Here is a 14,527-nt window from a genome sequence, read left to right as displayed (position 1 = left end):
TTCTTCCCCCGGATGTCCACGACCGCTCAATGCCTCTCCCCAGGCACGTTCATGACGCTGCAGACCACGCGCCACACCTCCTTGGCGTCCCAGCCGGCGTCCAGCGCCTCGTGCACCGTTCGGCCGCCGAGCTCCGTCATCACGTGATCGCGCGCGAAGGTGTCGGCGTACCCCGGACCGAAGTGTTCCGCCATCCGCTGCCAGAAGACCGTCAACCGCATGACTCCAGTATCCCGCCCCTGAGGGTGGGCCTGAGCCGGGACCGCTTGCCGAGACCGCTTTCCGCCCTACGGTCTGACGCATGCCCGAAACAGGAGCTTCCCCACTCCCCCAGACGCCACCGGCGCACTCCCCGCTCTTCCGTGCCGAGCATTTCGTCTGGCTCACCGCGCGTGTGCTGGAACAGCGTCTGTTCGCGTACCACTTCCTCAACGGCGGCCCCGACCCGGTGGAGACGGCCCTGGACGCCTACCGCAACGCGGACGGCGGCTACGGCCACGCGCTGGAGCCCGATCTGCGAGGTCCGGTCAGCCAGCCCCCGCATGCCGCTCACGCCCTGCGGGTCCTGGACGCCGTCGGACGCTGCGGCGGACAGCGTGTGGAGCGTGTGTGCCGCTATCTCACCTCCGTGTCCACAGCGGACGGCGCCCTGCCCGCGGTCACTCCCGCGCAACGCGGCTATCCGGCGGCCCCCTTCATGCCGGTCGTCGACGCCCCGCCCAGCGAGTTGCTCACCACCGGGCCTGTGGTGGGTCTGCTGCACCGCAACGAGGTGTGGCACGCCTGGCTGTTCCGCGCCACGGACTTCTGCTGGCAGGCGGTGGAATCCCTCCGGGTGTCCCACCCTTACGAGATCGAGGCCGCCCTGGCCTTCCTGGACGCCGTCCCCGACCGCTCGCGCGCGGAGGCGACCGCCGACCGTCTGGGCCGCCTGGTGCGTGAGCAACGGCTGGCCGCGCTGGACCCCCCGAACGTCGAGGCGTTCCCCGTCTCCCCCGGCTACGCCCCGGGCGAGCACCACTTCCCGCACGACTACGCGAAGACACCGGACTCCCTCGGGCGCGCGTGGTTCACGGACGCCGAGATGGCCCGTTCACTGGACTTCCTGGCGGCCGAGCAGCAGGAGGACGGCGGCTGGCCGGTCCGCCGACGACAGTGGGCACCGGCCGCCACCCTCGAAGCACGCCCCCTCGTGACGATCGAGGCACTGCACACCCTGCGGGCCTACGGCCGCGGCATGGGCTGAGCCCGTACGGGCGGCCTCACTGTCGCGGGCAGCAGCCGGTGCGCCGGCCCTACCGCCACGGGCTGCACCGGTACATCGGCCCTGCCGACGCGAGCACAGCCGGTACGGCGGCGCCACCGACCCGGGCTGAGCCGATACATCGGCCCACACGCGCGTGCACCGGCCGTACGTCACGCTCCCATGGCCCGCACCCCTGCCGTCACGGCCACCGCGGCCGCGACCACGAGCAGAAACGGAGCCCGCAGAAGCAGCGCCACAGCGGCCGTGGCCAGTCCCGCGGCCCGCGCGTCGAGCACCGGCACCCGACCGTCGGCGAAGGTCTGCTGGGCGGTGAGCGCGGCCAGAAGTGCCACCGGCAGCAATGCGGCAAGCCGTTTCACCAAGGGCCGGTCGAGAACGCCCGCGGGTACCAGCAGCCCGACGAGCTTGACGGCGTAACACCCAAGGGCGGTGGCTCCGACAGCGATCCAGGTGTTCACCGCCCCTCCTCCCGCGCCCGTTCGCGACGTCCGCGCGCCCACAGGACGAGAGGCGCCGCGAGAGCGGCAGCCAGCACCGGCACGCCGGCGGGCAGCACGGGAAGCAGACCGAGCCCGAGAAGCACGGCGAGCCCGGCGACAACCCGCTCGGTGCCGCTCCTCACCATGGGTGCGAGAAGCGCCAGGAAGACAGCGGGCCCGGCCGCGTCCAGCCCCCACGCGCGCGTGTCCCCGATCGCGTCGGCTCCCAGGGCCCCCAGCAAGGTGGTGAGATTCCACAGCACATACAGACTCACCCCCGTGACAGCGAACCCGATCCGCGCTCCACGCCGCGTGGGCTGCGCCAGCGAGACCGCCGCCGTCTCGTCGATCACCCAATGGGCGGCGAAGGGCCGCACCGCACGCGGGAGCGCGAGCAACTGCGACAGCCGCAGTCCGTAGAACGTGTTGCGCACTCCCAGGAAGAAGGCCCCGGCAGCCGCGGTAAGAGGACCTCCTCCGGCCGCGAGCGCTCCCACGAGGGCGAACTGGGACGCGCCGGTGAACACCAGGAGGCTCAACGCGCAGGTCTGCGGCAGTGTGAGCCCGCTGCCGGCCGAGGTCACCCCGAAGGCGAAACCGGACAGTCCGACGGCCACCCCGACTCCGAGGGCGTCTCGTACGACGGCGGCGTCCGGCTTTCCTCCACCGTCGGCGTGTGTGTCTGCGAGAGCTGGTTGTTCTGCCACACCTCGGACACTAGGAAGGGCTGCCCGGAGGAGTCTTGTACGTTCTTGCGCTCCCGCTGATAGGCCCCCGGCGGCACTCCCACGATCCGCGTGAAGTGCCGGTTCAGATGCGGCTGGTCCGTGAACCCCACCTCGACGGCAGCGGAGGCCGGACCGACCCCCGCGTCCAGCAGCCGCCGGGCCCGTCGCACCCGCGCATCCGTCAGCCATGTGTGCGGCGGCATCCCGTAGAGCCTGCGAAAAGCCCGCAACAGTGCGAACGGACTGGTCCCGAGATCAGCGGCCAGCCCCTCCAGAGTCGGCGGCTCGGCCATCCGCTCCTCCAGCACGGCACGCGCACGCACGGCGATCCGAGCGCCCGCGGACCGCACGTCCCGCTCCGGCAGCACCCCACCGTTCCGGCACAGCAGTCGCGTCACGACAACCCGCAACAGGGTGTCGGCTGCCAACGCGTTCCCCTCGTCCGCAGCCCGGAGGACCTGATGCACCAGCCCCACCGCATACGGATCATCGAGCACAGGCCGTACGAACCCGGGTGTACCGCGCAGCACGGTGGTCTCGGCAGCGATCGCGGCGACAACTTCCGGTGCCGGATACACGGCCCCGTACCGCCATCCCTCAGGGACTCCTGCCCGCCCCGTATGAGGGGTGTCGGGATTGACCAGCGCCAGTGTCCCTGCACCCGCGTACTGATCAGCCCCCCGATGGTGAAAGACCTCCACCCCGTCGGCGATGGCGGCGATCACGAAGTTCTCATGCGTATGCCTGACGAACGTCTTGCGTACATACCGGGCCCGCAGCAGATCGACCCCGGGCAGCTCGGCATACCGCCAGTGCCGCGCCCGCTCGCTGGAACCCGCCATGCCCTCATTGTCACTCCGACGCCATGGATGTGCCGGGGGCCGGGCCGCCGCGGCAACTTCATCACCCCGTGCCGGTCGAGGGGCAGCAACGCCCGACCGAGCACGGACATGTGCGCCCCCACCCCCGCCCGCCCCCTCACCCACACGCCTGAGGAAACCCGCAGGTCAGAGCCATTGTCAGTGGCCGGGTGCAGGATGGACACATGGTCAGCCAAGCTCACCGAGCCCTGAACGGCTTCTCCCCCGCGACCCGCGGCTGGTTCACGGGTGCGTTCGACGCGCCCACCACAGCCCAGGCAGGCGCGTGGCAGGCCATCGCAGAGGGCTCGGACGTGCTGGTGGTCGCCCCCACCGGATCCGGCAAGACCCTGGCCGCCTTCCTGGCGGCCCTGGACCAGCTCGCCTCCACGCCCCCGCCCGCGGACCCGAAGAAGCGCTGCCGAGTCCTGTACGTCTCCCCCCTCAAGGCCCTCGCCGTGGACGTGGAGCGCAACCTCCGCAGCCCCCTCACCGGCATCCGCCAGGAATCCGTCCGTCTTGGCCTGCCCGAACCCGAGATCAAGGTGGGCATCCGCTCCGGCGACACCCCCGCCGCTGAGCGCCGGGCCCTCGCCACCCGCCCCCCGGACATCCTGATCACCACTCCGGAATCCCTGTTCCTGATGCTGACGTCCGCGGCCCGCGACGCGCTCACCGGCATCGAGACAGTGATCCTCGACGAAGTGCATGCCGTGGCCGGCACCAAGCGCGGCGCCCACCTGGCCCTCTCCCTCGAGCGCCTGGACGAACTCCTCCCGAAGCCGGCCCGCCGCATCGGCCTCTCCGCGACGGTCCGCCCGGTCGACGAGATCGCCCGCTATCTCTCCCCCCAGCGCAAGGCGGAGATCGTCCAGCCGATGTCGGGCAAGGAGTTCGACCTCTCGGTGGTGGTCCCGGTGGAGGACCTCGGCGAGCTGGGCGGCTCCCCGGTGGCCGACGGCTCCGAGGGCGCCGAGCGCCCCTCGATCTGGCCCCACGTCGAGGAGCGCATCGCCGACCTGGTCCAGTCCCACCGCTCCACGATCGTCTTCGCGAACTCCCGCCGCCTCGCGGAACGCCTCTGCAACCGCCTCAACGAGATCGCCTACGAACGGGCCACCGGCGAGCCCCTGGACGAACACCACGCCCCGGCAGAACTCATGGGCGGCTCCGGCGCCGCGCAGGGCGCCCCGCCGGTCATCGCCCGAGCCCACCACGGCTCGGTCTCCAAGGAACAGCGCGCCCTGGTCGAGGAGGACCTCAAAGCCGGCCGGCTGCCCGCGGTGGTGGCCACGTCCAGCCTCGAACTCGGTATCGACATGGGCGCGGTGGACCTCGTGATCCAGGTCGAGTCACCCCCTTCCGTGGCCTCCGGCCTCCAGCGGGTGGGCCGCGCGGGCCACCAGGTGGGCGCGGTCTCCACCGGCGTGGTCTTCCCGAAGTACCGGGGAGACCTCGTCCAGGCAGCGGTCGTCACTGAACGCATGCGCACCGGCTCCATCGAGTCCCTCAAGGTGCCCGCGAACCCCCTGGACGTCCTCGCCCAGCAGGTCGTCGCGATGACGGCCATGGACACCTGGCAGCTGGACGACCTCCTCGCCACGGTCCGAAGGGCGGCCCCCTTCGCGTCCCTTCCCGAATCCGCGTTCACCGCGGTCCTGGACATGCTCGCCGGTCGCTACCCCTCCGACGCCTTCGCCGAACTGCGCCCTCGCGTGGTCTGGGACCGCATCGCCGGCACGATCACGGGCCGACCGGGAGCCCAGCGCCTCGCCGTCACCTCCGGCGGCACCATCCCCGACCGCGGCCTCTTCGGCGTCTTCCTCGCCGGTTCGGACCCGAAGAAGGGCGGCGGCAGGGTCGGCGAGCTGGACGAGGAGATGGTCTACGAGTCGCGCGTGGGGGACGTCTTCACGCTCGGCACCAGCTCCTGGCGCATCGAGGACATCACCCGCGACCGCGTCCTGGTCTCGCCCGCCCCCGGCGTCCCCGGCCGGCTCCCCTTCTGGAAGGGCGACCAGCTGGGCCGCCCCCTCGAACTGGGCCGCGCGGTGGGCGCCTTCCTCCGCGAGGTCGGCTCGCTCCCCAAGGAGGACGCCCGCCTGCGTCTCCTCGCGGCGGGCCTGGACGCGTGGGCGGCGGACAACGTCCTGTCCTACCTCGCCGAGCAGCGCGAGGCCTGCGGCCACATCCCGGACGACCGCACGATCGTCGTGGAGCGCTTCCGTGACGAACTCGGCGACTGGCGGGTCGTCGTCCACTCTCCCTTCGGCGCCCAGGTCCACGCCCCGTGGGCCCTCGCCCTCGGCGCCAAGCTCTCCGAGCGCTACGGCATGGACGCCCAGGTCATGCACGCCGACGACGGCATCGTCCTTCGGCTTCCGGACGCCGACCTGATGAGCCTGGACCTGCTCGACCAGGAACCGACCAGGACCGGCACGGAGTACGACAGCGAGCAGGCCCCCGTAGGCGCCGCGGACGTCGTCTTCGACAAGGGCGAGGTCGACCGGACGGTCACCGACCAGGTCGGCGGCTCGGCCCTGTTCGCCTCCCGTTTCCGCGAATGCGCGGCCCGCGCCCTGCTGCTTCCCCGCCGCAACCCCGGCAAGCGCACCCCGTTGTGGCAGCAGCGCCAGCGGGCATCCCAACTGCTCCAGGTGGCGAGCGAGTTCGGCTCGTTCCCGATCGTCCTGGAGGCGGTCCGCGAATGTCTGCAGGACGTCTTCGACGTCCCCGGACTCGTCGAGCTGATGGGCGACCTGGAGTCCCGCAAGGTCCGCCTCGTCGAGGTCACCACCCCCGAGCCCTCCCCCTTCGCCCGCTCCCTCCTCTTCGGCTACGTCGCCCAGTTCCTCTACGAGGGCGACTCGCCCCTCGCCGAGCGCCGCGCGGCGGCCCTCTCGCTGGACTCGCACCTGCTGGCCGAGCTGCTCGGCCAGGCAGAACTGCGGGAACTGCTCGACGCCGAGGTCCTGACCGAGCTGGAGCGGGAGCTCCAGTGGCTCACCGAGGACCGCCGCGTCAAGGACGCCGAAGGCGTCGCGGACATCCTCCGCGTCCTGGGCCCGCTCACGGACGCCGAACTGGCCGAGCGGGGCGCCGAACCGCAGTGGGCGCAGGACCTCGCCCGAGCCCGTCGCACGATCAAGGTCCGTATCGCCGGCGTCGACCACTGGGCGGCGATCGAGGACGCGGGCCGCCTGCGCGACGCACTCGGCACAGCACTGCCGGTCGGTGTCCCGGAGGCCTTCACCGAGCCGGTCAAGGATCCCCTCGGCGACCTCCTCGCCCGCCACGCCCGCACCCACGGCCCGTTCACCTCTACGGCGGTCGCGGCCCGTTTCGGCTTGGGCACAGCGGTCACCGAGGGGGCGTTGCAGCGCCTCGCCGCGAGCGGCCGTGTCGTACAAGGCGAGTTCCACCCGGCGGGCATCGGCCAGGAATGGTGCGACGCGACCGTACTCCGCCGCCTGCGCCGCCGCTCCCTGGCCGCCCTGCGCCACGAACTCGAACCGGTGCCGCCTCCGGCCCTCGCCCAGTTCCTCCCGCAGTGGCAGCACATCGGCAAGGGCCACTCCCTGCGCGGCATCGACGGACTGGTGCGTGCCGTCGAGCAGTTGCAGGGTGCATCCGTGCCCGCCTCCGCCCTGGAGAAGCTCGTCCTGCCGTCCCGCGTCACGAACTACACCCCGGCGATGCTCGACGAACTCACCGCCGCCGGCGAGCTTGTCTGGGCCGGAGCGGGCGCACTCCCCGGCAAGGACGGCTGGGTCTCCCTCTACCTGGCGGACGCGGCCCCTCTCCTCCTGCCACCGCCTCACCCCCTGGAGCTGACGGCACTCCACCAGTCCGTCCTGGACACCCTCGCCGGCGGCTACGGCCTGTTCTTCCGCCAGATCGCCGACCAGATCCGCGCCACCACCCACCCCGACGCAACCGACCCCCAACTGGCCGACGCCGTATGGGACCTGGCCTGGTCCGGCCGGCTCACCAACGACACCCTCACACCCATGCGCTCCCTGCTGGGCTCCGGCCGCACCGCGGGCTCCACCGCCCATCGCGCCAAACGCACCATCCCGCGCGGCCGCTACGGCTCCCTCACCGCCGCGGCCCGCACCGCCTCCCGCACCGGCCCGCCGACCGTCGCCGGCCGCTGGGCCCTGCTTCCCCAGCGCGAGCCCGATCCGACCGTGCGTGCCCACGCCCTGGCACGCACTCTCCTCGACCGACACGGAGTGGTGACCCGGGGGGCAGTCGCGGCGGAGGGCGTGGAAGGTGGTTTCTCGGCGACGTATCGCATCCTCTCCGCCTTCGAGGACAGCGGCCAGGCCCGCCGCGGCTATGTGGTGGAGGGCCTCGGCGCCGCACAGTTCGCCATGGACGGCGCGGTCGACCGCCTGCGAGCGGTGTCCAACGCACGCGAGCGAGGCGAGCCAGTGCCGGGCAGCGCCCCGGTTACCGCCACTACCGGCCCGTGGGGCCCCCACAGCGCAGACGTCTCGGCGCCCGATGCCTTCGGTTCACCGGGCAGCCCCATCCAGAGCGACGGTCACCCCGACGGCCTCGCCGGCGCCGACGAGACCAGGGCCGAGGACTTCGACTGGGCCGACGCCTTCGGCCCCTTCGACCCCACAACCGGACAGAACATCCGCGATTCCGACCCGACCGGCACCGCCTTCGGAAACACCGGCTTCAGCACCCCGCTCACCCCGGCCTCCCGCGACGAGTACATCTCACCGCGCGACTACCCCACGCCCCACTCCCAGAGCCCGTACCCGCACCCCGCGCCGGGCTCCGGCTTCGGCACCCCTCGGCACAACGCCTCCGACGCCTACCGAGCCGTGGTACTCGCCGCCGCCGACCCCGCCAACGCCTACGGCGCCGCCCTCCCCTGGCCAGACCCCCCGACCGAGGCCGGACACAAACCTGGCCGCAAGGCAGGCTCCCTGGTCGTCCTCGTCGACGGCGAGCTCACGCTCTACATGGAGCGAGGCGGCAAAACCCTCCTGGCCTGGCCCTCCGCCCCGGACACCGCCCCCACCGACGACCCCCGCCTGCACATGGCGGCCGAAGCCCTCGCGACAGCCGCCAAGGCCGGTTCGCTCGGCACCGTCACAGTGGAACGCGCCAACGGCACCTCAGCCCTGACCTCCCCCATCGGCACCCTCCTGGAGACAGCAGGCTTCATCGCCACCCCCCGCGGCCTGCGCCTACGCGTATGACACGACACCACGGCCAGGACTCAAGGCACACATGGCGGCGCTCCCGGACCCCGCGACGACCATGCGACCCCGGTTTCCGCCACGATCACGCTTGCCTCGACCCACGGCGACCACGCGCACGCAGGCGCACCCCCACCCCGCCGCCGACTCCGAACACACCCCACCAGGGCCACCAGCACCCGACCACGAAGTCCGCGCAGGTGGCCGGTGGCAGCAAACCAGACCGATGCCGCACCCGAGGCCGAGAACAGAAACACTGCAAGCCGCCACCCCCGTGCCACCCTTGACCCATGCCCGAAGGAGACACGGTCTGGCAGTCCGCACGGCGCCTGCACGACGCCCTGGCCGGCAAGGTGCTGACCCGCAGCGACCTGAGGGTGCCGAGATACGCCACAGCCGACCTCACAGGCCGCAAGGTCCTCGACGTCACCCCGCGCGGCAAACACCTCCTCGCCCGTGTCGAAGGCGGCCTGACTCTCCACTCCCACCTGCGCATGGACGGCTCCTGGAGGGTGTACGCCGACAACCAGCGCTGGACCGGCGGCCCCACCCACCAGATCCGCGCGATCCTCGGCACCACCGACCGCACAGCCGTCGGCTACCGACTCCCCGTCCTCGAACTCCTCCTCACCACCGACGAGCACAAGGCGGTCGGGCACCTGGGCCCCGACCTCCTGGGCCCGGACTGGAACCCGGAAGCGGCCCTGGCCAACCTCCTCCAGGACCCTGCCCGCCCCCTCGGTGAAGCCCTCCTCGACCAGCGCAACCTCGCCGGTATCGGCAACGTCTACAAAAGCGAGCTCTGCTTCCTGCTCGGTGCCACCCCCTGGCTCCCCATCGGCGCTCTCCCCGCAGACCGCGCCGCCCACCTCCCCACGCTCGCCAAGAAGCTCCTGGAGGCCAACCGCGACCGCCCTGTCCGCAGCACGACCGGCCGCCGCGGTCAGGACCTGTTCGTGTACGGCCGCTCGCACCGCCCCTGCCTCCGCTGCCATGCCTCCATCCGCTCCGCCGACCAGGGCGACGGCTCCCGCGAACGCCCCACGTACTGGTGCCCCCACTGCCAGACGGGCCCAGCCCCGAGCCCGCACCGCGGGGCACCGAGCGAAACACACCCCAGAACCTCACGCCGTACAGCCAATTGACGATCCGTCAGAAACACTCGTACCGTCGCTCCCATGGCCGTCAGCGCGTACGACCTCACCGGACGCACAGCGTTCGTCACCGGCGCCGCGAGCGGTATCGGCCGCGCGACCGCCGTCCTGTTCGCCGAGGCGGGCGCCACGGTGCACTGCGCGGACCGCGACGCACAGGGCCTGCACGAGACGGCGACCCTGATCAAGGGCGTCGGCGGCACCCCGCACACCCACCCCCTCGACGTCACCGACCGCGCACAACTCCACCAGGCCGTCACCTCGTGCGAGCGACTCGACATCCTGGCCGCGGTCGCCGGGATCATGCACAGCAGTCCGGTCCTGGAGACGAGGGACGAGGACCTCGACCGCGTCCTGAACGTCAACTTCAAGGGCGTGCTGTACGCCTGCCAGGAGGCGGCGCGTCTGATGCTCGACCGCGGGACCGGGGGCAGCATCGTCACGATGGCCTCCGGCGCCGTGGACACCGGCGGCCCCGGACTTCTCTGTTACGGCGCGGCCAAGGCGGCGGTGGTCCAGCTGACGAAGACCCTGGCCACCGAGGTGGGCCGATACGGAATCAGGGTCAACGCGGTCGCCCCAGGCTGGATCCGCACCCCCATGACCGACCGGCACGACGAGGAGGCACAGGCCCACACCGAGGCCCTCATGGCCCGACTGTCGCCTCTGAACCGGGTCGGCGAGCCGGAAGACATCGCGCACGCCGTGCTCTACCTGGCCTCGGACGCCTCGTCCTTCACAACGGGCCAGATCCTCCGCCCGAACGGCGGGGTGGCAATGCCCTGGTAGCCGGCCCCCTCCCCCGGACCGACTCACCTCACCCGACGGCCCCCTCGCCAGACACCGGATGGACCCACGCCATCGGACTGTCCCTCCCCACCGGTCCGACTCGCCTCACCCGACGGGCCCACCTCACCGGACCGACCGACGCCACTGGACAGACCTTCCCCGCCAGGCCGGCGCACCTCACCCGCCCCACCGACCCCAGTGGACAGCGAGCGGTGCCGACCAGCCCCCCTCCCCGCCCCCCACGCCTGACGCCACCGCCCGGCGGCAACGGCCCCCGCGGCTCGCACCTTCGGCACACAGTGCACCGGGAGCAGGCTCAGCCCCCACCCCCCGGCCGCGACCGCCCCTTCGAGCACCCCGGCGTCCGGCGCCAGGAGCAGCCGTGCCACGGCCCACCACCACAACACCCCGAGCCCGAGAGCCACCCCTCGGCGCACTGCCGGCCCCGCCATGCAGCCACCTCCAGCCCGGACGCTAGACCGCCGCCTCACCTGTCGGCAGGGCGCACCGAGGGCACACGCACGCACCTGACACGGCCACTGCTCCAAAATGCACGAAAACCCCGACCGGCGCCTCTCCAGATCACTCGGAGAAGCCCGTCCGGGGCCTCGCACACTTCGCTCAGCGCACCGTCGGCTCACGACGGCGCACACCCAGCGTGAGCGTCACGCCGCTACGACGTCCACCGCTTCGCTGGGCGCCTTGATGGTCACCCGTTCCGGTGGCACACCCTTCACGGAGACGGCACCCAGCATCGGGCGCACCGGTGCCGACACCGGAGCGCTCGGAGTGGCCGCAGCAGACTGGGCCAGCTCGGCGAGGGCGAGCTCGTCGCTCACTTCCCGCATGAGCTCGGACATCCGTACGTCCAACGCGTCGCAGATCGCGGACAGCAGCTCGGAGGATGCCTCCTTCTGCCCCCGCTCCACCTCGGAGAGATAGCCGAGTGAGACTCGGGCGGACGAGGAGACTTCGCGCAGAGTACGGCCCTGGCGTTGGCGCTGCCGACGCAGCACGTCACCCAGTAGGCGACGGAGCAGAATCATCGGTGGCTCCCTCCTCGGACCGCGTAGCCGCATCCTTCACGCCCCACCGTACCGCCTTGCGCCGCGGCCGTGCGGGGAGCGATGTCGTGTTCACTCAGGGCTGCAAACATCAAAACCCCCCGTTCCGTTCCGTATCCTGTGCCTGCTCATTCCCGGTCTGTTCGCTCGTAAGCTCTTCCAGGAGCAGCGCGAGTACGCTCCGTACACTCTCCATACGAATTTCCGCGCGGTCACCGTTCAACCGCAACGCGGTCACTTTCCCGCCACCGGTTGCCGCGGAAGCGCTCGCGGAGGGCCCGTCGACGGCGACGAAAACCGTTCCGACGGGCTTGCCGTCCTGCGGTTCCGGGCCTGCGACTCCGGTGGTCGCGATGCCCCAGTCGGCACCCAGCGCCTTGCGCACCCCGGCCGCCATCTGGGCCGCGACCTGCGGATCCACCGCACCTCGCTGGTCCAGCAGGGTGGCGTCGACACCCAGTAGTTCATGCTTCAGTTCGGTGGCGTAGGCGGTCAGCGAACCCCTGAACGCCTGGGACGCCCCGGGGGCCGCTGTGATTTCCGCCGCAACCAGCCCACCGGTGAGGGACTCGGCGACCGCGAGCGTCTGACCCTTCACAGCGAGTAGTTGCACCACCTGAGCGGCCGGGGAATTCACGCTTCCGCCTCCTCCAACGCCGCCTTGCGCTCGGCGATTCCCTGCCTGCGCAGCACAATGGCCTGTCTCACATAGTCGAGCCCGGTCACGACGGTCAGGACGACCGCCAGCGCCATCACCCAGAACCTCGCGGTGGCCAGCCAGCCCGTCAGGGCCAGGATGTACATCCCTACGGCGATGCCCTGGCCGAGGGTCTTGAGCTTGCCGCCGCGGCTCGCGGGAATCACGCCGTACCGGATGACGAGGAACCGCAGCAGGGTGATCCCGAGTTCCCTGCCGAGGATGACGATCGTCACCCACCACGGCAGGTCACCGAGACCGGACAGGCAGATCAGGGCGGCCCCCATGATCGCCTTGTCGGCGATGGGGTCGGCGATCTTGCCGAAGTCGGTGACGAGGTTGTAGGTGCGCGCCAGGTGTCCGTCGAACAGGTCGGTGATCATGGCGACGGCGAAGGCCGCCCAGGCGAACGAACGCCACGCGGGGTCGTACCCGCCGTCGGCCAGCATCAGGGCGACGAAGCCGGGCACGAGAAGCAGCCGGAGCATGGTCAGCAGGTTGGCGATGTTCCAGACACTGGCCTGGTTGACGGCAGCGGCCGCGATCTTCGCACCACGCGCGGGCTTCGAACCTGAGTCGATGCCGGCATCCGAAGCAGCTCCGGGAACGACGGCCACCGCGGGCAGGACACCCGCCCGAGCCTCGGCAGCCGTAGCGGAGAACGCGTCCGGGGGAGCGCTCGGAGCGGCGCCGGACGCGGCACCCGAGACCCCGCCCACCGGTCCGCCCTTCGCGGCAGAGGGGCCACCCGCAGCGGACGCCGGAACTCCGGTCATCTGCCCGCCTCCTCGATACACCCGAGCGAGCCCTGGAGCGGCTCGGCCACCAGGTCGACACCTTCCGTACCGACCACCTTCGCCTCGACCATACGACCGACGCCAAGACCTTCGCCGCTCGTGAGCAGCACCTGGCCGTCGGTCTCCGGCGCCTGGTGTGCGCCACGGCCGTACACACCCTCGTCGTCCACCGACTCGACCAGCACGTGCACGGTCTCGCCGACGCGCTCCTCGGCGCGCTGCGAGACGAGTTCCTCGGCGAGCCGGGACACACGTGCCAGCCGCTCGGCGACGACGTCCTCGTCCAGCTTGTTCTCGTACGTCGCGGCCTCGGTGCCCTCCTCGTCGGAGTACCCGAAGACGCCGATCGCGTCCAGGCGCGCGCCGTTCAGGAACCGCTCCAGCTCCGCGAGGTCGGCCTCGGTCTCACCCGGGAAGCCCACGATGAAGTTGGAGCGCACGCCCGCCTCGGGAGCCTTGCCCCGGACGGTGTCGAGGAGTTCCAGAAAACGGTCGGTGTCGCCGAAGCGGCGCATCGCGCGCAGCACCCCTGGGGCGGAGTGCTGGAAGGACAGGTCGAAGTAGGGCACCACCTTGGGCGTGGACGTCAGCACGTCGATCAGGCCGGGCCGCATCTCGGCGGGCTGGAGGTAACTGACGCGCACCCGTTCGAGGCCGTCCACCTCGGCGAGCTCGGGCAGGAGGGACTCCAGCAGGCGGATGTCGCCGAGGTCCTTGCCGTACGACGTGTTGTTCTCGGAGACCAGCATGATCTCCTTGACACCCTGCTCGGCCAGCCAGCGCGTCTCGTTCAGGACGTCCGAGGGCCGGCGCGAGATGAAGGAGCCGCGGAAGGACGGGATGGCGCAGAAGGTGCAGCGCCGGTCGCAGCCGGAGGCGAGCTTCACCGAGGCGACAGGGGCACCGTCCAGACGGCGGCGCAGGGGCGCACGCGGGCCGGAGGCCGGGGCGAGGCCTTCCGGGAGATCGACGGGGGGCTGCGCCACCTCCACGGCCGGTCCGTGTCCGGGCAGGGCGACTACCGCCGCAGACTCCTGGCGCTCGGCCGGGCTGATCGGCAGCAGCTTGCGCCGGTCACGTGGGGTGTGCGACGCGTGAACGCCACCACTGAGGATCGTCTGGAGCCGGTCGGAGATGTCGGCGTAGTCGTCGAAGCCGAGCACTCCGTCAGCCTCGGGGAGGGCCTCGGCAAGGTCCTTGCCGTACCGCTCGGCCATGCAGCCCACCGCCACGACGGCCTGGGTTCTGCCGTGGCCCTTGAGGTCGTTCGCCTCCAGGAGGGCGTCGACGGAGTCCTTCTTGGCGGCCTCGACGAAGCCACAGGTGTTGACGACGGCGACGTCCGCATCGGCGGCGTCCGCCACGAGATCCCAGCCGTCCGCCTCCAAACGGCCTGCGAGCTCCTCCGAGTCCACCTCGTTACGGGCGCAGCCAAGGGTGACGAGTGCGACGGTACGGCGTTCAGGCATG

12 protein-coding genes and 1 pseudogene are annotated in these 14,527 nt (G+C 71.5%); 4 read left to right on the top strand and 9 right to left on the bottom strand.

Annotated features, from left to right (window positions below):
* Positions 1-26: 26 nt before the first annotated feature.
* The gene (locus ACFYRX_RS08625; RefSeq protein WP_389097604.1) at positions 27-221 is read right to left on the bottom strand and encodes a DUF3046 domain-containing protein; all 195 of its coding nucleotides are present in this window, start codon (positions 219-221) and stop codon (positions 27-29) included.
* Positions 222-301: 80 nt separating this feature from the next.
* Between ACFYRX_RS08625 and ACFYRX_RS08620 the strand changes: the two genes are divergently transcribed.
* The gene (locus ACFYRX_RS08620) at positions 302-1,246 is read left to right on the top strand and encodes a hypothetical protein (RefSeq protein WP_389097603.1); all 945 of its coding nucleotides are present in this window, start codon (positions 302-304) and stop codon (positions 1,244-1,246) included.
* A gap of 170 nt (positions 1,247-1,416) precedes the next feature.
* Here ACFYRX_RS08620 and ACFYRX_RS08615 read toward each other — a convergent pair whose 3' ends face one another.
* From ACFYRX_RS08615 to ACFYRX_RS08605, 3 genes are read right to left on the bottom strand one after another with little or no spacing between them, the layout of a single operon-like run.
* Complete coding sequence (locus ACFYRX_RS08615) at positions 1,417-1,725, bottom strand: AzlD domain-containing protein (RefSeq protein ID WP_389097602.1); 309 nt, start codon at positions 1,723-1,725, stop codon at positions 1,417-1,419.
* Positions 1,722-2,363, bottom strand: a complete 642-nt coding sequence (locus tag ACFYRX_RS08610; protein ID WP_389097601.1) for an AzlC family ABC transporter permease — start codon at positions 2,361-2,363, stop codon at positions 1,722-1,724. The genes ACFYRX_RS08615 and ACFYRX_RS08610 overlap by 4 nt, the downstream gene beginning before the upstream one ends.
* A complete protein-coding gene (locus tag ACFYRX_RS08605; RefSeq protein WP_389097600.1) occupies positions 2,327-3,316 on the bottom strand; it encodes an AraC family transcriptional regulator in 990 nt (329 codons plus the stop codon). Before ACFYRX_RS08605 ends, ACFYRX_RS08610 begins: the two co-directional genes overlap by 37 nt.
* 203 nt (positions 3,317-3,519) lie before the next feature.
* Between ACFYRX_RS08605 and ACFYRX_RS08600 the strand changes: the two genes are divergently transcribed.
* From ACFYRX_RS08600 to ACFYRX_RS08590, 3 genes are all read left to right on the top strand, one after another.
* Positions 3,520-8,556: an ATP-dependent helicase gene (locus ACFYRX_RS08600; RefSeq protein WP_389097599.1), complete on the top strand. Its 5,037-nt coding sequence runs from the start codon at positions 3,520-3,522 to the stop codon at positions 8,554-8,556.
* 290 nt (positions 8,557-8,846) lie between these two features.
* Positions 8,847-9,701, top strand: coding sequence for an Fpg/Nei family DNA glycosylase (locus ACFYRX_RS08595; protein ID WP_389097598.1), 855 nt, complete (start codon positions 8,847-8,849; stop codon positions 9,699-9,701).
* Between the two features lie 33 nt (positions 9,702-9,734).
* Complete coding sequence (locus ACFYRX_RS08590; protein WP_389097597.1) at positions 9,735-10,499, top strand: SDR family NAD(P)-dependent oxidoreductase; 765 nt, start codon at positions 9,735-9,737, stop codon at positions 10,497-10,499.
* A 218-nt stretch (positions 10,500-10,717) separates the two neighbouring features.
* Here ACFYRX_RS08590 and ACFYRX_RS08585 read toward each other — a convergent pair.
* The 5 genes and pseudogenes from ACFYRX_RS08585 to rimO form a co-directional block, all read right to left on the bottom strand.
* Positions 10,718-10,951, bottom strand: a pseudogene (locus tag ACFYRX_RS08585) (hypothetical protein); the annotation flags it as partial.
* A 213-nt stretch (positions 10,952-11,164) separates the two neighbouring features.
* Positions 11,165-11,545, bottom strand: a complete 381-nt coding sequence (locus ACFYRX_RS08580) for a helix-turn-helix transcriptional regulator (protein WP_328750973.1) — start codon at positions 11,543-11,545, stop codon at positions 11,165-11,167.
* Between the two features lie 109 nt (positions 11,546-11,654).
* Positions 11,655-12,200 (bottom strand): CinA family protein, encoded by a 546-nt coding sequence (locus tag ACFYRX_RS08575; protein ID WP_389097596.1) that lies wholly within the window; start codon positions 12,198-12,200, stop codon positions 11,655-11,657.
* Positions 12,197-13,036, bottom strand: a complete 840-nt coding sequence (gene pgsA, locus ACFYRX_RS08570; protein ID WP_389097595.1) for a CDP-diacylglycerol--glycerol-3-phosphate 3-phosphatidyltransferase — start codon at positions 13,034-13,036, stop codon at positions 12,197-12,199. The genes ACFYRX_RS08575 and pgsA overlap by 4 nt, the downstream gene beginning before the upstream one ends.
* Entirely contained in the window at positions 13,033-14,526 is a 1,494-nt protein-coding gene (rimO, locus tag ACFYRX_RS08565; RefSeq protein WP_389097594.1) for a 30S ribosomal protein S12 methylthiotransferase RimO, read from the bottom strand. Before rimO ends, pgsA begins: the two co-directional genes overlap by 4 nt.
* Position 14,527: the final 1 nt, after the last annotated feature.

The organism is Streptomyces sp. NPDC005374 (assembly GCF_042872225.1).
GTDB lineage: Bacteria > Actinomycetota > Actinomycetes > Streptomycetales > Streptomycetaceae > Streptomyces.
The sequence above is the reverse complement of the archived record's forward strand: the minus strand, read 5'-3'. Positions and strand labels throughout refer to the sequence as shown.